Source organism: Hyphomicrobium facile, assembly GCF_900116175.1.
In the GTDB taxonomy this organism is placed as follows: Bacteria; Pseudomonadota; Alphaproteobacteria; order Rhizobiales; family Hyphomicrobiaceae; genus Hyphomicrobium_B; species Hyphomicrobium_B facile.
Genome location: NZ_FPCH01000001.1, coordinates 686463 through 703849, shown reverse-complemented (window position 1 = coordinate 703849; position 17387 = coordinate 686463). Strand labels below are relative to the sequence as shown.

Below are 17387 nucleotides of genomic sequence, written 5' to 3'. Positions count from 1 at the left end.
CTACGCGGGCTTGCGGAATGCGAAGGCGGCCGTCAGCCCAGCTGCTGCCGCGAGCAGAACCGTCACAAGGCCATAGGCGAGCGGTTGCGAGATCGCGAAATTATGGATGAACCGCTCGATCCCTTCACGCTGCAGCATGACGCGGCTCTGGTACTGGCCGAGCAGCTTTCCCTCCTTGAAGAGGTAGACGCGCGCGGTCAGCGGGCCGACGGGCACGTTCGGCGGCAACGAAATCGTTGCACGAAAGAGGCTGCGGCCGATGAACGTCACGCCGAAGTCCCGTCTCACGTAAACGCCTTGCGCCTCCTTCAGACGGATCAGGGCGTCCTTGAACGACCTGACAGTGGCGGCATCCACGTCGGCATCCCGCGCATGGGCCATGCGCACGTGGTCGAAGCCGATCTGGTTCGCATCTAAAAGGGCCTTGTCGGCGATCTCGTCGATCGGCCGCGTCGAGGCGATCGCATAATAGCTCGGGACCGACGCGAACATCAGCGACGAGGTGTTGATCCAGATACCGGCCACACGCGATTTTTCTCGCACCACCACCGGCCCAGGCATGCCCTCGACGACGATGATGATGTCGTACGTTCCAGCCTCCGGACTTGGCTGCACGCTGTTCTCGACCGTGCCGAAAACCAGAATTTCCGTGCCCGTGAAACTCGACGTGATCGCGACCTGCCGCGTTGATGCGTCAGCCTCCACGCCCTCCTTCGGCCTGTCGGCAGCAGCAGCTCCGCCGGCAATCGCGAACATCAAGACTATCGCTGCGCAAAGGCGATTGAGCATCCGGATGTGCATCATGGCGCCCCCGGCACGAGCGCGAGCGAATATAAGTCGCTGGGCCGCACAGCGAGATCGAAAGCCATGCGGGCCGCAACAAGCAGGATCAGCGCACCGAGCAGAACGCGCAGATGCTCGCCACGAAGTTTCTCACCCGCCATCGTGCCGAATTGCGCGCCTAAAACGCCGCCCGCGATGAGGATAACGGCAAGTACGATATCGACTGACTTGTTTTCAACCGCGTGCAGCACCGTCGCCGTCGCGGAAACAAAGACGATTTGAAAAAGCGATGTGCCGATGACGAGTCCGGTCGGCACGCGTAAGAGGTAAATCAGCGCCGGGATCATGACGAAGCCGCCGCCGATGCCCATCATTGCCGAGATGAAGCCGACGAACATGCCGATGACGACCGGCGGTACAGCGCTGGTATAAAGCTTCGACCGCGGAAACCGCATCTTGAACGGCAAGCGCTCGATCCAGCTGTGCTGACCCGGCTTGCGCAACGAAGAGCCGCCCGGCGAGCGCGGCTTTCGCGAGGCGTTTATTCCCTCGAACAGGATAATTGTCCCGACCGTGCCGAGAAAGATCACATACGTCAGAGAAACCGTAAGCTCGAACAGGCCTCTCGCCGTCAGTATCTTCACGAAATTGACGCCGAGGTATGTGCCGACGAGACCGCCCGCCAGCATGACGAGCCCGAGCTTCACATCGACATTGCCGCGCCGATGATGCGTCATGGCGCCGGAAACGGATGACGCGACGACGTGAGACGTGCTCGTCGCGATCGCAACGCCCGGCGGTATGCCGAGAAACGTCAGCAGCGGGGCCAGCAGAAATCCACCGCCGACACCGAACAGCCCGGAGAGAAAGCCCACAGTCGCACCGAGTGCCAGAAAGGTGATGACGGAAACCGACATCTCGGCAATCGGCAGATAAAGGGTCATCCGGCGTTCCTGGGCGGCGAGCGGCGCAGAAAGGAAGCCGTCTCGGAAAGGTGGCGCTAAGGGACACCAATCGGCGAGGCGCGGCAAGCACCGGCGCCATTATGGCGTGTCACAACCCGTCACAAAATGATCGTCGATCTCTTCCACGGGTTGCAGCCTTCCCCGGCACCGTCGCCCCCGGAAAGAAAGCCGCTAGCCGTTCATGCCGTTTTTCGGGTTGTTCTTCCAGATTTCACCAGCCGTCCGGGCATCGTTGATATCGCGGCTCGACGGAGAAGGCTTCCAAGCTGCGATCATCTTGTCGGCGACCTTCACCTCTTCGGCAGTCAATTTGCCGCGAAGGATATCCCGCCGCCGCACCGCATCGGCGTCGCCGCCGCGAGCAGCGATCGAAAGCCACATGAACGCCCGCTTCATGTCCCGCGTCACGCCGAGACCGTTTTCGTACAGCACGGCAAGATTGAACTGGCTGTCCGCCAGGCCACGCTGCGCGGCTGCCTCGAACCACTGCGCGGCCGTCGTATAGTCGGGAGACTGGTCGTTCTGATTGGCGCTGAGCACCGCAAGATTGTGCATCGCCTTGATATTGCCCTGCGCCGCCGCGCGCTGATACCAGACCGCCGCCTGCGCCGCATCGGGCTTCAGCCCGAGACCACGCTCATAGAGCGTACCGAGCCGGTACTGCGACTGCGCGAAGCCCTGGTCCGCCGACCGCTGATACCATTTCGCGGCATCCTGGAAGCTCTGCGTCGTGCCCTTGCCTTCCGCGAGACGAGCGCCGACTTCGAATTGCGCCGAAGGATCGCCGTTCGCCGCCGCGAGACGGAGCGACAGCGGCCCGACAGTCGCGGGCGGCATATCGAGTGGCGACGACTTCGACGCGCTCGTCTGCGATGAACTCGTATTCGACGGGGCTGTCGAAACCGACCCCGTGGTGAGGTCGGCTTTCGCGCCTTCGGTCTGAGCCTCGCTCGGCACCATCGAAGCCGGAACGGAAGACCCGTCGCCCAACCGGGCAGCCGCATTGCCGAGCTGACCGGACATCTCAGCCATCGCCTGATGACGCTTCGCCTGTTCGAGCCCCGCTGCCGTTACAGGCTGATCGAGATCGACGGCCACGCCAAGCATCGGCAAAGCTGTGACGCGCCGGGGCGCAGCATCGGATGCAGTATTTTCGCGCCGGCCGTCGCCCGGCGCGAGATCGCCGCGCGGTCCGTTCGCGCCGAGCGATGGATCGGCCGCCTTGTCCTCATGACCTGCGGGAGACGAAGATGCTGGGACCGATTTGGCTGCATCCGTCGACCCGCCCGTCTCGCCGCCGTTAGCCTGCGGAGACATTCCAGGCTCGACCTGCTGCACGCTCGAAGGCTCACTCACGTGGCCTTTGCCGAAACCGAACGTGTACCAAAGGCCACCCAGCGCAATCAGAGCAACAGCGGCAATCACCATGAGCCGTGGCGATGGCGCCGACGGACCCGATGCCTTTTTCGACGGCACGGCAGCCGGGCGAATGGGCCGGCTTCCGGCAGGCGGCGCCGCCATCGGCCCCTCGGAGGCCGAAGACGAGATCGAGACGGACGCCGCTGGCCCGCCGGCAGTTTCGTCTTGCTCGGCAGCAAGGCGCATCTTGGCACGCCGCGCATCGGCAACGAAATCCTGACGGCTCTTCTCACCCTTGCGAATGGCCTCTTCCGACGATGGAGAAGCCTCGCGCGGCCGCGCCAGAACGGAAGCGACCGAAGGCCTCGCCGAAATTTCCGCAAAGACCGCGCCCAGCGCTTCGTCGATGTCGTCATCGTTGACTTCGACCAGCTCCGGCCGGCGCTGAGTTTCGCCGCCGAACGATCCGCTGCGATACTGGCGGCTGTCGGGTGTCGGCGAAGGTGCGGCCTGCTGAACGAATTCGATTGAATCAACACGATCCAAAAGGCGGATCATGGCTTGCTGCATCGTATCGAGAAGGGCTGCGGTCTGCTCTTCCCCCTGACGATTTTGCGACATCATCCGCTCGATCAGCGGACGCAGCTCGTCGGCCGCCGAATGCCGGTCGTCGGCGCGAAGATCGGCGAAACGCTGAGCCGTCTGTTCGGCCGCCGCCCGTGCGATCGCATCGACATCGGGAGCACGCTGCACCGGCACCGCGCCGGTGATCGCGTCGACCGGCACACCCTGGACGTCCGCGAGCGTGTGCGAAATGCTCGCAAGCTGCGCCTCGATGATGTTGAGCCGTTCCAGCTGATCCTGCGTCTGCACGAGATGATTGACCACCTCGGCGACATGCGACTCGATCAGGTGAACAGCCGCGAGATCGTCGTGCGTCGCGACGCCGGCGAACAGTTTCGCGAACTGCCGCTCGAACTGATCGAACCGTTGATTGATCTCCGAAATGCCGTTGTCGGGCCGCATCGCTGCGAGCGACTGCTCGATCCCCTGAGCGATCTCCGCGAACTTGCCCTCGAGCCACGCCTCGTCGATGCTCTGCCCGCTTCCTGCGCGCGCAACGGAGCCGCTGGAGTAATGCGCTTTCGGCGCGAAATTCACGTCACTAGTCTCGTAGAGGCCGGCCAAGGCATCGGCTGCCGCGCGATCCCAGGGATCGGTCGCATCGCCGGGCACGGAGTCGATGACGTCGAACGTATCGACGCCCGGCGCGCGCTTCGCAAATTCGTCATCGCGATCTCGCGCTTCGTTATGCGCCGAGCGCAGCGCCATCGGCATCATCGATCCGTAGGGGTCATTGAACCGCGACGAACCGGAGATTGTCCGCTTGTCATTTGCCGTCGTCTTTACGTCGGCCGGATCTGATAACCGCTGTGCCAGCTCCGCCATTGCGGCTTCGATGCGTACGAACGCCGGCGCGAATTCTTCCGGAACCCGAGGACGGAGCGCGTCCGCTTCACGACCCATTCCATCAATGCGCTCTTGCATTTCGGCGAGTGCTGCCGTGTGGCGCCTGTCCGCGTCTACGAGCTGAGCGGCGATCACATCGAGCATTGCCTTGAGCTCGACGCGGTTGTCGTCCCCGCTGCTCGCGTCCTGGTCTTGCGAGTAGCCAGCACTCAATTCCGAATTGGACATCTTCCCCTCGAGGCAACGCGATGCTGACGGTCCGGGAGAACGCAATGTCAGCGAGATAGGGACATTGCAGGCGTCCATACCGCGCGGGGCAAATTGCGAACGTGAGGACGCGGCACAAATCAGGCTCGAAGTAACAATCGAAGCAGGCCAGTAAACGCGGGGTTAAGGGCCGTGCTAAAATGATAAAAATAATCAATTACAATGTCTTATTTTGCCGGCCTGCGATGGTGCGAAGGACTCCAGTCGAACAAATTTCGCCGCGACCGGGCAATGATTCGGCAACTGCGAGCACAACCATGCCTTGTGATGCCGATACACCAAGAGCATTTGCGGGTCTTTAGTGCCTATGCGGAGGACCTGAAAATGAACCTAAGGACGAAGAGAGCAGCAACTCTCGCGCTATTGATTTTGCCGGCGCTGGCAAGTTTTGCAGCCGCGGGACCGGTAATGGACGAAGACGCGGACTCGAGTTCGAAACCGAGCGGCGGACGCTATTCGATGTCGCCCGTCGATGGAGGTGTCATGCGCCTCGACAAGGAAACCGGTGTCGTCGCGATATGCGCCCGGATCGGCAATGAAATAGCATGTAAGGGCATCGAAGATAAAACCGATGTCCCGAAGGCCGACGAGCTCTCGGCGCTCAGAGAAGAGAACAGGCAGTTGAAGCGCCGCATCAAGGCAATGATGGCGGCGATCGATACCAACGAGAACATGTTGATGGGGCCGTACGGGATGCATCCAGGCATGCATGAATATGGCCCACAAGCCGGGCCGCCCATCAGCAGATTTTCAATGCCGAGCGAGGAGGATGTTGATCAGGCGCTCGACTACATGACGCGCATCTACAAAAAGATCCGTGATCGCGCCAACGATCTCGATAGATCCTCGCCTCCAGCCAAAACGGCAACCGCCCCGGCAGCGGCGCCGCCGATCGGCCCCGGATCGCCGCCGCCTTCGGCTGCGCCCGCACCCGCGCCGACCCCGAAGGCTACGCCCTGAGCTGATCGTTCGGCTGAGCGTGACAGCTGCGACGGTTTACAAAGACTACGCCGGGCTTGCCGACGCGAACTTCCGCGTTGCGCGGATGAGTTCATGGACAATGCCGGGCTCCGTCATCGCGTGCCCGGCATCGGCGACGACACGCAAATCAGAAGCGGGCCAGGCCTTGTGAAGAAGCACGGCATTCTTCACGGGCGTCACGACATCGTAGCGCCCGTGTACGATGACACCCGGAATATCCTTCAGGCGCCCTGCTTCGAGCAGCAATTCGCCGTCGCGCGGGAAGAACCCCGCGTTGACGAAGTAATGGCTCTCGATGCGGGCGAACGCGAGAGCATAATGATCCGCGCCGAAACGCGCGACACGCTCCGGCTCCGGAATGAGCGAAAGCGTCGTGCCTTCCCAGATACTCCAGGCGCGGGCCGCCGCGTATCGCAAGCTGAGATCGTCGGACGTCAGGCGGCGATGATAGGCCGCGATCATATCGCTGCGCTCGTCGGGCGGAATGGGCCGCTGAAATTCCGCAAATGCCTCGGGATAGATCCAGCTGCAGCCGTCCTGGTAGAACCAGCGTAGCTCGGCCTGCGTGAGCAGGAAAATGCCGCGCAGGATCATCGAGCTCACGCGTTCCGGATGGGCCTCCGCGTAAGCGAGCGCCAGCGTCGATCCCCACGACCCGCCGAAAAGCTGCCAGCGCTCGATACCGAGCTCCGTTCGAATACGTTCGATATCCGCGACGAGATCCGGCGTCGTATTGTTATCGAGCGAAGCGTTCGGCGTGGAACGCCCGCATCCGCGCTGATCGAAGAGCACGATCCGGTATCGCTCTGGATCGTGAAAGCGGCGCATGGTCGGGTTGCTGCCGCCGCCGGGGCCGCCATGCAGGATCACGACGGGCTGCCCGTTAGGATTGCCGCATTCTTCGACGTAAATCGTGTGCCCCGCACCGACGGGAAGCCGATACTCGCGATAGGGCGCGAGGGGCGGATAGAGATCCAATCGATCACGAACGGTCATGAAGGCCCTTCAGCTTGGGAAAAGCTCGAGCCATCCTACCCGATGACGCCCGCTGATGTGCATGGGGAATTATGTGCGAGCGTGTTTCCTGAGCTGCAACCGCTGCATCTCACGATCGTAGATGATCTCCCCGCCCGGAACGCGCATATCCCGGACAATGGACAGCGCGTGGCGGCTGGCCTCGGGCCGCATCAAGCTCGTCATCAGCGCAAGACCGAGCGAAACGGGTAGACCGAGGATGCCGGCAATTGGGCTCGGCGTCGACAACGTACCCATCTCGCTCATCAGGATGGCGAATGACGCCGCGACGAAGCCCGCTATGACGCCGGCGATCGCTCCTCCGACCGTCAACCGCTTCCACCAGATCGATAGGATCATCGCCGGAAAGAGGCTCGCCCCCGTGATGGAAAGCGCCCACAGCACGAGCCGCAACGGATCGGTCGGCGCGGCAATCGAGAGCGCAGCGCCGCAAATGGCAACGACGGCGATGAAGCCACGCGCAACCCATACGCGGTTTTGCGCCGACGGCGGCTCCCACGACATGCCTTGCACGACATCTTCGCCGAGCACCGCCGCTAGAGAAACGGACGTGGCGCTGGCCGTGACCAGGGCGGCCGCGAGCGCGCCGGCAAGCAGAAAGTAAACGAAAGTTGAAGGTAGCCCGACCGCAACCGGAAGCGCGAAGAGCACGCTGTCGCGATCGAACTTCAAGCCCTCGAAGCCGAGACGTGTGGCCGCCTGATCGAAGGCGACGAAATGGTTGGCAGCCGCTTGAAACAGCCACTGCGGCAAGGGCCCGAGCCTTTCCGCCCGCACCGCGTCGAGTGTGAAATCGCGCATGAAGACAGCGACCGACGAAATCGTCAGAAGCGCCAGTCCCGAAAAGACCGTCGCCCAGCCGAGAGACTTCCGCGCTTCATAAACTCCCGGAGCCGCGGCCACGCGCGGCAACAGCCAAGGCGCTGTGCTGATGCCGGTCGCAATGGCGAACGTTCCGATGATGAAGGCCAACGGACCAATGGCGCCGAATGGCTGCGTGTAAGGCTTCGTCAGCGATGAGAAGCCGTCGGGCGGCAATTGAAATGCCAACGGCCAGACGTTCACCAGCTGCAAGCCCTCGTTCACTTCGTTTCTGACTAGGCCGCGCACCATCGGCCCGTTCGCGAGCTGGGGTATCGGCAGGCTCGTCACGATGACGCTGACCGTGGTCGCCACGGTGAACAACGCCAGAAAAAGCGCAATCGATTGCGCGACGCCGGACCAGGTGGACGAGCGCGTGCCGCCCGCCATGGTCGAGATTGCGATGGTCAGCGCGAGAAGGCAGATGAGCCCGTTCTCGCTGCCGCCGACCAGCCTCTGAGCGACGCTGCCGCCCATTTGAAGTTCGGCAGAAAGAACCAGAAGCATGGGAACCGCTGCAACGGCAGCCGTCACGACCCTGAGCGTCCGGCTTTCGAACCGCCGCCCGAGGTAGCTCGGAACGGTGAACGCGCCGAACTTCCGGTAGAAGGGCGCGAGCGCGATCGCCATGATGACGAAACCGGTGAGCGTGCCGATCAGCAGCACGAGAGCATCGAACCCGGTAAAGAAGAACATTCCCGTACCGGCGACGATCAAAGTCCCACCCAGCGCCGAAGCGCCAAGCAGCAGCCCAGTATAGGCTGCGGGCACCCGCCGCCCCGCCGCGAAAAAGCAGAGCGTCTCGTTCGTCGCGACCGAGAGACCCATCGCGCCGTAGATGAGAATGGGTCCGGCGAAGATCGCCAATCTCAGAAGGTGATCATCGAGACGAAGCTGCTCGAAAATCAAAACGAGCAAGAACAGCGCCGTATAGAGCGCCGCGAAAATGCTGAAATACGTGCCGAGCCGAGGATTGACCATCCTCGCACGGGGAGCGCCGAACGCCATATTCCGCCTCACATGTCTTCATGGGCGCCATGCCAGTGATCGATGGCATTTTGGCGATTGACGTAACTGGCGACCGTAACGAGGGCGACCACGAAGAACCCGTGAGCCGCAAGGAAGTACCCCAACGGAAAGCCGAGAAACCTGCTCGCGTTCAACTGCTCGGCATAAAGTGGCAAAATGATAACGAGGGCGATGAACGGGATGATGCTCGCCAGAACCTGCCATTTGGTGTGCCGCCAATAGGGCTTGCGTTCCTTGCGTTCAATCATTCGGCCGGATCTCCCCCTACCGCTCGGCGGACCCCCAAAACCTGTCCTGAGCTTTCGCCATTATGCCCGGCCGGCACAGCCTTTGTCCAACGATCCGATGGGCAAATCGCCCCGGCGCCTCGTTGTCGTGGCGGGCGCAATCCCTTAAGTTCGAGACGAGTCGTTGCAACACCGCACCACCTTCGGCTGCCGCCTTGCATTCGTTCGTCTCGTCATGACGACAACCCGGATCGTGGATTGCGGAAGATTCGTCCCGAAACATCAGCTGAGAAGGACATTCGCAATGGGCGTAGTCAATGAGTTCAAAGAATTTGCGATGCGAGGCAACGTCATCGACCTCGCTGTCGGCGTCATCATCGGCGCCGCGTTCGCGCCGATCGTTTCGACGCTCGTCGACAATATCATCATGCCGCCGATCGGCTATCTGATGGCAGGCATAGACTTCTCGAACCTGGCCATTGCGATCCCGACGCCGACTGAACCCGTCCTGATCAAGTACGGGATCTTCCTGAACGCGCTGGTCAAATTCCTGATCACGGCATTCGCGATCTTCCTGCTCATCAAGCTCATCAACATGATCCAGAAGCCGAAGCCGGCGGCACCTCCGGGCCCCACGCCAACCGAGATCTATCTCAAGGAGATTCGCGATCTTCTCGAAAAGAGAGCGGCCTAGCCCGCGAACGCATCCGGGCTCAGCGAGCGCAATGCAAATGCGCGCTCGCTGATCTCTCGCCCGCGGCGTCGGCTCGTTGTTATTGCTTGATGTTGTATTGCACTTGCTGGCTGACCCACCCGCTCACACTCAGGCTGACCGCCGGAGTTTTGCCCTGATCTCCGGCCGCACGCGTGGCTTCCAAGTCTTTGATCCGCGAATCGAGATCACCGGAGGCCGGATCGACGACGTTGCCTTGGGCCGCAGCCCGTTTGATGTCGTGATCGATATTCGCCGCAAGCCCCGGGCCTTTTGACGGCATTGCCGAGCCGAGATCCTCGGCGGATGCGACGGCACTGAGCGAGCACGCGGCAACAGCGGCGGCGATGCAGAGAGTTGCGGTGACCGGCTTCATCATGTCCCCCGATGAAAGTCCACAAACACTATCACGCTTCTCAAACGCAGATTCCAATAAATTCCGCCGTCGCGATCGTCCCCAAAAAACCCAAGCCCAACTTAGGCTCCAAAGTGTTTCAACCGCGCCTTCGTCCACCGGACGTCGCACGATGCGACGGGCCTGAGCGATCTCCCCGAGAGACGAACCTTAGGCGGATCGCAATTTGGGGTCGGGTAAGAATTGCTTTGCAAGGCTCCCTTTGCTGAAGCGGGGATCCCCTGTCACCTCTCGGCCAACCCAGCTTGGCAAAGCGAAGGTTTGATCCTCACGCTCCAACTCGACTTCAGCTAGAACCAAACCATCGAGCGTCCCCTCATAGACGTCGACAACCCACGTCAGCCCATCATGAGGAATGTAGTGGCGCGTCTTCTCGACGAGCGGGGGATGGCAAAGGGTATTCAAAATCTCCTCAGCGTCGAGACGCGGAATTTCGTATTCGTACTCGGCGCGGCTGAGACCCGTCCGAGGGCCTTTGATAGTGATCGTTGCGACAGGACCGGCGACGCGCACCCGGACCTTCCCTTCCTCGAACCGTGCCAGCAACCCATCGCGCAGCCTGCGCGTGCTCGTCACGGCATCGCGCCATGTTTCGCTTGCCACAAGGTACTTACGCTCAATCTCACAATTCAATTTTCGCGGCCTCCCGAGAATTTCATTCGGTCGTGCACGTGCAAGTTTGACAATTTTGCAGCGGATTTGCGCCGCGGCACCCCGCCTCAATCTAAACTTGACATCCGCGCGGTGCGATAAACCTGAGTTAACCAACGGATGAGCGGCGTTCACACGTTGATCATGTCCAGCCGCGCGACCACCTCGTCCGATAATTTGAGTTCGGCGGCCGCCAAATTCTCGAGCAGATGCGCCACCGACCCAGTGCCCGGGATCAACAGAATATGTGGCCCACGACGCAGCAGCCACGCGAGCGCGACCTGCATCGGCGTCGCCCCGAGCTCGGTCGCGATGTCCGACAGCCTCGACGACTGGATCGGCGTGAAGCCGCCGAGCGGGAAGAACGGCACGTAGGCGATGCCGAGGCTCTCCAATTCGTCCAACAGAGCGTCATCTTCACGATGGACAAGGTTGTAGAGATTCTGCACGCAGACGATGTCCGCGAAAGTATGAGCCTGCTTGAGCTGTCCGGAGGTCACGTTGCTGAGGCCGATCTGGCGGACGAGCCCTTGCCGCTGGAGTTCGGCCAGCGCTTCCAGCTCCGCCTCGAGCGGCCCCTCGATTGGCCGATCAAAGCCGCCGAGCCGAAGGTTGACGACGTCGAGCCTGTCGAGCTTGAGGTTCCGAAGGTTGTCATGAACCGCCTGCTTGATGTCGGTCGGCCTGCGCGCCGGAAGCCATGAGCCGTCATCTCCTCGCACGGCGCCGATTTTGGTCACGATCACGAGGTCATCCGGATAAGGATGAAGCGCCTCGCAGATGATCTGGTTCGTCACGTGCGGCCCGTAATAATCGCTGGTGTCGATATGATTGACTCCTGACGCGACAGCCGCTCGCAAAACGGCAATCGCCGCATCGCGATCCTTCGGCGGACCGAACACACCCGGCCCTGCGAGTTGCATAGCGCCGTAGCCCATGCGGTTCACGGTGCGGTCTCCCAAAGTGAAAGAGCCGGCGGCGGTGATGTCGGTCATGGCAAGGACTCCGGGGCTTCGTTCAAACGCGGCGAGCCGGCGAAGACTGTCGCTGGCCCTGCACCGCAATTTCGCGGCTGTTGGCGCGCGATGCCGCGCGCTTCCCAGTTAAGTAGGAAGGCCGCGCGACTAGTCAATTCCGAACGCAGATGATCACCGCGCGGCGCCACCAATCCCAGCGACCATGACGCTCATAAGAATAGCCCGCATCCCTAATGCTCGATTGACAGAGCAGAGTCGAAGATATCAATCATATTGGATCTATAATCGCATGACGCCATTTGCGGGGGCTAAATGTTCTGGGCATCGAGAAAACCGGCAGCTCTGTTGCCAATAGCAATATGCTGCCTCCTGGCTGGATGCTTCGAAATAGATACGGCCGCCAACTTCAATGAAAAGGGAGAGGCTAACCTAAAATTGGAATTTGCGATCTCTGCAGAATTGATGGCCATTGCTGCAAACCCGAATTTCCAAAAGGATGGTCAGTCTCCGATCGACATGATGAACAAGTGTGGGGAGGCGATACCTGACACAGAACGGCCCAAAGGAGTAAAGTCAGTAAAGTCCACGCCCGGCCAGCGATCTGGCATGTTCACTTGCACATTAGAGGTTGAGCTATCCGATCCTGTGGCGGCTTTCGCAAGTCTAAAGGAGCGGCAACCCGACGGGCCAACTTTGTCAATCGAAAAGCTACCGAGCGCCGACGCCTACAGAATTGCCGCCACCCTGACGCCAAGTAAGGATAGCCCCTTCAATTCAGACAAGCCCGAGGACCAAATAGCATCCTCCATCGCAACGGCGATGTTCGCAAACCGTTTCATTTCGATCGCTATTTCAGGTCTCCGGATTGAAAATCATAACGGAGAAGGAGTGCCGGACCAAACAAAGGCCATTTGGAAGATTCCTTTGCTGGGGCTCATCGGCCCAGGAGCTTCGAGGCCCTTCCAAGTCCAAGCCGACGTCATTTATTCAGAACCGTGGTACATCAAATTAAAACGTAAGTTCCTTGGCTAGAAGACGAGATGCGTTGCGTCGGAAGGGCTGGCCGGAGCCTTACTCGCAGCCTAGTTAGGTTTCACGGAGTGCGCCAAGATACCCGGCATAAAGCCGCTGATGTCGCTACGCACTTCTCCCTCGATAGTCGCGCGGCAACCACCCTGTGCGCAATTTGTGACGACCCATTTCCTCATTTCACGCGGAAGTTTCGAGATATCGACCATGACGCCATTCGAATCGATCGCCGTCGAAGCTTCGGTCAGGATAAACATATTACCGACGAGCATCCCCTTACCCGAAGTTCGAATTCGTTGGTTCTCGAGTTCCTTCATGTCGACTTTCACATCGACAAGGTTCAAATCCGTATAGGCATCACCTCCCGACCCGCTGTTACCGGAAGCTTGAATTTCGTAGGTGCCGTTCTCTTTGAGCAGGACCTGACGCCCGTCCGGAAGGGTGGCGGTTTGATCGGCCCACGCAATGGCTGAAGCGCCGGCTAGGAATAGAGCAGCGAGCGCGAACTTAGCCATTGAACCCTCACTTTTCTTATTGGCGGAAAATCCCCGTCCGATTGGCATATCGTCAATTGAACGATTCGCAAGCCGAACCGCATTTCGTCCGGCCTCAAACGAGGTCATGCGGATACGGGTGCAACGCCTCGGCAGTGATCTGGTTGGTCACCTGCGTGGCCCCTCGGTCGACCAAACACACCGGGGTCCGAGAGTTGCATGGCCTCATCGCCCATGCGGTTACCCATTTGAGTACGCTCCAAGCAGTCCTGTTTGGCACGAGCTACAAATTCTGACACGATCCTAGATCGAAGCGAGAGCACGACGCCCATCCGTGGCCTGCGCGTGCGCGTTCCGAAGCGGTTGCAGGAACGTCCAGAAAGTGTCAAAACGCGGCTTCCGGATCGCGGGCGTAGTTCAATGGTAGAACGGCAGCTTCCCAAGCTGCATACGAGGGTTCGATTCCCTTCGCCCGCTCCACGGATTTAAATGGCTCAGCTCAATCAGCGCGCTCTCCCGAAATCGCAACGAGTTTTGCGAATTCGTAGCAACTTGCATCACTGCGGGCCGAAAGAGGCTCTCCGAGCGGCCGGAAGCCGGCCCGAAGTGCTGGCCACGGTCACGAGCCCGAATTCCCATTAGAAAATTTTTTATGCTTCACGTTCTAAAGCCATATTCAATGGCGCCCCTCCGCCCCCGCCCCGGTTGATGATCGCTGCAGCTGATCGGGCTGATCCGAAGCAGCGGCAGTCGAAGATCATCACGGGAGCCTGAGCCATGGTCCGCAGACAAACGTCCGCATTCGCAGAGCTTAAGCCTTCGCAGCTGGAAGCGACCCCAGGCTCGGGTGCTTCCGTGCTTCATGATCCTGCCCTCAACAAAAGCACGGCCTTCACCGATGAGGAACGCACCGCACTTGGGCTCGACGGCCTGCTGCCCGTTTCAGTCGAGAATATCGACCGGCAAGTCGCGCGGGTGCTCCGCCATCTCGAACGCAAAGCAACGGACCTCGAACGATACATCTATCTGATCGACCTTAACGACCGCAATCAAACGCTCTTCTACAAGGTCGTGATGTCAGATCCCGTCCGCTTCATTCCGATTTTGTACGATCCGACAATTGCCGAAGCTTGCACAAAGTTCGACGAGATCTTCCGCCGTACTCACGGGATGTATGTTTCGCTACGTCACAAGGGGCGCATCCGGGAGGTGCTTCGTAATTGGCCGGTAAAGGATGTGCGCTTCATCTGCGTTTCGACAGGCGGTCGCATTCTCGGCCTGGGCGACATCGGCGCCAACGGCATGGGCATACCGATCGGCAAGCTTCAGCTCTATACCGCCTGCGCGAGCGTGCCGCCTCAATGTCTGCTTCCGATCCTCATCGACATCGGGACGACCAACAGCGCGCTGCGCGCCGATCCGTTCTATCTAGGCTTGCGACAGCTCCCGCCACCGGACGCCGAACTCGATGAGTTCGTCGATGAATTCGTTGAAGCCGTACAGGAGGTCTTCCCGGACTGCTGCATCCATTTCGAGGACTGGAAGGGCACGGATGCGATCCGCATGCTCGCCAGATATCGCGACAAGGTTCTCTGCTACAACGATGATATTCAGGGCACCGCAAGCGTTACCCTTGCTGGCCTCGAGACAGCGCTGCAGATCCTCAATGGAAAAATCTCCGATCAGCGCATCCTATTCCTCGGCGCCGGCTCCGCAGGCATCGGCATCGCCAATCTGCTTGTTTCGGCGATGGTCAAGGAAGGGCTATCCATCGCGGAAGCGCGCAAGCGGATCTCGCTGTTCGACATCCATGGACTTCTCGAACCTGGCCGGAGGGATCTCTCACCGTCGCAGCAGGTCTACGCTCATCCGGCCAAACCGTCGACAGACCTCGTCGAGGTTATCGAGGCCTTCAGGCCGACGGCGCTGATTGGAGTCAGCACGTCGGGTGGCGCATTCGATCAGACGGTCGTGGATGCGATGAGCCGCCTCAACAAGAGGCCGATTATCTTTGCGCTTTCGAATCCGACCGAGAAGGCGGAATGCACGGCGGAGGAAGCCTACCGGTGGTCGAAGGGCCGCGCGCTGTATGCGGCCGGCGTCCAGTTCCCCGATGTGACCATCGACGGCGAGACCTTCCACCCGGGCCAGGCCAACAACTTCTACATTTTCCCAGCCGTCGGCTTGGCCGCCTACGCCGCGCGCCCGACTCGCATCAACGACGAGGTCTTCATCGTCGCTGCGCGAGCATTGGCCGACCAGGTCACGCCGGCGCAGCGCGCGCTCGGCAGGCTCTATCCCTCGCAGGCCGACATTCAGTCCGTCGAGGTCAGCACTGCCGTGAAGGTCGCCGAGTATATGTTCGATAGCGGGCTCGCCACGGCGCCGCGACCCAACGACATCCGGAGCTGGATCGAAGGCCAGCTTTATAAGCCCCACTACTGATCCCGCACTCGTGGCTCGGACCCCCTGGTCCCGAGCCACGCCCTCTCGCCGGCTTCATCCGGTCACTCGCCTAACGGCTTCAGCGAAGCGCTAAGAGCGAGGCAACTCACAGCTCCTTAGTCAAAAACTGCGCACGCCCGAGCCCAAAGGACCAATCTTCATCCGTGTTGGTGACGAAGCTCATCATGACATCGGACGGTGCAACGCCGCAGTGTTTCTCAAGCTCCTCCACCATACGTCGATAGAACGTTTCCTTCATTTGCCGCGTGCGCGGACGAGTCGTGATCTGAATCATCACGAAGTTGTTGCTGCGAGGAATATTCAGTCCGGTGTCCTCGGCGATCATCCGCGACGGACGATGCTCATTGACGATCTGGTAGCGATCGCGTTCTGGGACCTTGAATGATTCCACCATGACGCGGTGCGCAGTATCGAGAAGTGTTTTCAGCTCCTGGTCGCTGCGACCCTCATAGAGTTCAAATCGAAGTAAAGGCATGTGATCTTCCTGGGCAACGAATGATGTTTCGCCTGCGTGACTGATGCTCGACGACAAAGTTCCGATTACCGCCGTAGCAGCAGCACCGGCAATTGTTTCGCGCCGTGTTAAAAGTTTTCCTGGCATAGAACACCTCCGACGGCGGCACGGCGACGAGGCCGTGCTGGGCTGGGGCTCCCTCCGCAACGGATGAGCGCCAAAAGCGTGCGCTCATCCGCTGAGCGGAATCCGCTCAGTTCCACGTGTGAAGCAGGATATCCCAGCGGTCGCCGTTGCGACCGAGGACATTGACCCAGTTTCCACCGTACTGTTGCGGCGCGCCGCCTTCTCCGGGCCCGGTCAGTTGCCATTTTCCAGAAGCGACGACGGTATCGCCCTTGTCGATAACGCTATCTACGCTGATCTTGTGATTGGAAAAGCCTTTCGACCGAAGATCAGCAAAGAATTTTCCGATTGCAGCGGGCCCGGCGACCGGCGCGCCGCCGGCGGGAATGACTAAGCCTTCGGCGGCATAGAAACTGCCAAGACCTGCTGTGTCGCCCTGATTGAATGTGTCATCCCACTTTGCTGCGTTGGCTTGTACATTGACCGTCATCGAGTTCTCCTTTGGTTTTCGTATATGCTCACCGCCCACGCGGATACCCGCATGGGTCTAGGTTGAATGTGCTTCCTGATCGGCCGCATCCGCCGTCTCGGATTGATCGGAGACTGCCGAAGCAATTCCGAGCGTTTCGGCAAACTTGGCGAAAAACTGGTCCGCAAGTTTTCGGGTTGTCGATTGGATGAGGCGGCTGCCCAACGATGCGATCTTACCGGCCAAGTCGGCTTTCGCATCGTAGGTAAGAATCGTGTCTGTGCCCTCGTCTGTCAGACGCACCACTGCGCGGCCTTTGGCGAAGCCGGCAAGGCCGCCGTTACCTTGTCCGACAAGGGTGTAGCCCGCGGGCGCCACGATGTCCTCGAACCGCACAGTTCCGGCGAAGGTCGCCGAAACAGGCCCGATCTTAAGGGCGACTTTTGCGGCCATCTCCTCCGGAGATTTCGCGTCTAGCTCCTTGCAGCCGGGAATGCAGCGGGCAAGCGTTTCCGGATCGTTCAATGCTGCCCACACGACCTCGCGGCGGGCGGAAATCCGGTACGTGCCAGTTATGTCCATTGCGGTGTCTTCCTAGGCTGGCGGATGGATGTTCG

At 60.4% G+C, this 17387-nt stretch carries 17 protein-coding genes and 1 tRNA gene; 5 read left to right on the top strand and 13 right to left on the bottom strand.

From position 1 onward, the window contains the following. The 3 genes from BM399_RS03375 to BM399_RS03365 all read right to left on the bottom strand — a co-directional run bounded on the left by BM399_RS03375 (position 1) and on the right by BM399_RS03365 (position 4805). Entirely contained in the window at positions 1-804 is an 804-nt protein-coding gene (locus tag BM399_RS03375; RefSeq protein WP_244531043.1) for a TIGR02186 family protein, read from the bottom strand. Continuing rightward, positions 801-1727, bottom strand: coding sequence for a sulfite exporter TauE/SafE family protein (locus BM399_RS03370; protein ID WP_092864217.1), 927 nt, complete (start codon positions 1725-1727; stop codon positions 801-803). The genes BM399_RS03375 and BM399_RS03370 overlap by 4 nt, the downstream gene beginning before the upstream one ends. 192 nt (positions 1728-1919) lie before the next feature. Then, positions 1920-4805, bottom strand: a complete 2886-nt coding sequence (locus BM399_RS03365) for a tetratricopeptide repeat protein (RefSeq protein WP_143111315.1) — start codon at positions 4803-4805, stop codon at positions 1920-1922. A 363-nt stretch (positions 4806-5168) separates the two neighbouring features. Between BM399_RS03365 and BM399_RS03360 the strand changes: the two genes are divergently transcribed. Then, positions 5169-5804 (top strand): hypothetical protein, encoded by a 636-nt coding sequence (locus BM399_RS03360; RefSeq protein WP_143111314.1) that lies wholly within the window; start codon positions 5169-5171, stop codon positions 5802-5804. Positions 5805-5849: 45 nt separating this feature from the next. Here BM399_RS03360 and pip read toward each other — a convergent pair whose 3' ends face one another. The 3 genes from pip to BM399_RS03345 all read right to left on the bottom strand — a co-directional run bounded on the left by pip (position 5850) and on the right by BM399_RS03345 (position 8998). Then, on the bottom strand, positions 5850-6821 hold the full coding sequence (pip, locus tag BM399_RS03355) for a prolyl aminopeptidase (protein ID WP_092864208.1): 972 nt from the start codon (positions 6819-6821) through the stop codon (positions 5850-5852). A gap of 69 nt (positions 6822-6890) precedes the next feature. Next, on the bottom strand, positions 6891-8729 hold the full coding sequence (locus tag BM399_RS03350) for a solute symporter family protein (RefSeq protein WP_092864205.1): 1839 nt from the start codon (positions 8727-8729) through the stop codon (positions 6891-6893). Positions 8730-8737: 8 nt separating this feature from the next. Continuing rightward, positions 8738-8998: a DUF4212 domain-containing protein gene (locus BM399_RS03345; protein WP_092864202.1), complete on the bottom strand. Its 261-nt coding sequence runs from the start codon at positions 8996-8998 to the stop codon at positions 8738-8740. Between the two features lie 283 nt (positions 8999-9281). Here BM399_RS03345 and mscL point away from each other — a divergent pair, with 283 nt between their 5' ends. After that, entirely contained in the window at positions 9282-9671 is a 390-nt protein-coding gene (gene mscL, locus BM399_RS03335; RefSeq protein WP_092864196.1) for a large-conductance mechanosensitive channel protein MscL, read from the top strand. A 79-nt stretch (positions 9672-9750) separates the two neighbouring features. Here mscL and BM399_RS03330 read toward each other — a convergent pair whose 3' ends face one another. The 3 genes from BM399_RS03330 to BM399_RS03320 form a co-directional block, all read right to left on the bottom strand. Then, positions 9751-10068: a hypothetical protein gene (locus BM399_RS03330; protein WP_092864193.1), complete on the bottom strand. Its 318-nt coding sequence runs from the start codon at positions 10066-10068 to the stop codon at positions 9751-9753. Positions 10069-10254: 186 nt separating this feature from the next. Further along, entirely contained in the window at positions 10255-10737 is a 483-nt protein-coding gene (locus tag BM399_RS03325; protein WP_092864190.1) for a CYTH domain-containing protein, read from the bottom strand. A gap of 149 nt (positions 10738-10886) precedes the next feature. Continuing rightward, positions 10887-11750 (bottom strand): aldo/keto reductase family oxidoreductase, encoded by an 864-nt coding sequence (locus BM399_RS03320; RefSeq protein ID WP_092864187.1) that lies wholly within the window; start codon positions 11748-11750, stop codon positions 10887-10889. Between the two features lie 294 nt (positions 11751-12044). Here BM399_RS03320 and BM399_RS03315 point away from each other — a divergent pair, with 294 nt between their 5' ends. Further along, positions 12045-12764 (top strand): hypothetical protein, encoded by a 720-nt coding sequence (locus tag BM399_RS03315; protein WP_092864184.1) that lies wholly within the window; start codon positions 12045-12047, stop codon positions 12762-12764. A gap of 50 nt (positions 12765-12814) precedes the next feature. Here the strand turns inward: BM399_RS03315 and BM399_RS03310 are convergent, their stop codons facing one another. After that, on the bottom strand, positions 12815-13276 hold the full coding sequence (locus tag BM399_RS03310; protein ID WP_143111313.1) for a hypothetical protein: 462 nt from the start codon (positions 13274-13276) through the stop codon (positions 12815-12817). 385 nt (positions 13277-13661) lie between these two features. On the opposite strand from BM399_RS03310, the gene BM399_RS03305 reads away from it, so the two are divergent. Both BM399_RS03305 and BM399_RS03300 read left to right on the top strand, forming a co-directional pair. Next, positions 13662-13735 (top strand) — tRNA-Gly (locus BM399_RS03305). Between the two features lie 297 nt (positions 13736-14032). Next, on the top strand, positions 14033-15700 hold the full coding sequence (locus BM399_RS03300; protein ID WP_092864177.1) for an NAD-dependent malic enzyme: 1668 nt from the start codon (positions 14033-14035) through the stop codon (positions 15698-15700). A 106-nt stretch (positions 15701-15806) separates the two neighbouring features. Here BM399_RS03300 and BM399_RS03295 read toward each other — a convergent pair whose 3' ends face one another. The 3 genes from BM399_RS03295 to BM399_RS03285 all read right to left on the bottom strand — a co-directional run bounded on the left by BM399_RS03295 (position 15807) and on the right by BM399_RS03285 (position 17352). Next, positions 15807-16196 (bottom strand): tautomerase family protein, encoded by a 390-nt coding sequence (locus BM399_RS03295; RefSeq protein ID WP_092866204.1) that lies wholly within the window; start codon positions 16194-16196, stop codon positions 15807-15809. 232 nt (positions 16197-16428) lie between these two features. After that, complete coding sequence (locus BM399_RS03290; RefSeq protein WP_092866202.1) at positions 16429-16791, bottom strand: YybH family protein; 363 nt, start codon at positions 16789-16791, stop codon at positions 16429-16431. A 57-nt stretch (positions 16792-16848) separates the two neighbouring features. Continuing rightward, positions 16849-17352 (bottom strand): SRPBCC family protein, encoded by a 504-nt coding sequence (locus BM399_RS03285; RefSeq protein WP_092864174.1) that lies wholly within the window; start codon positions 17350-17352, stop codon positions 16849-16851. Positions 17353-17387 lie beyond the last annotated feature (35 nt).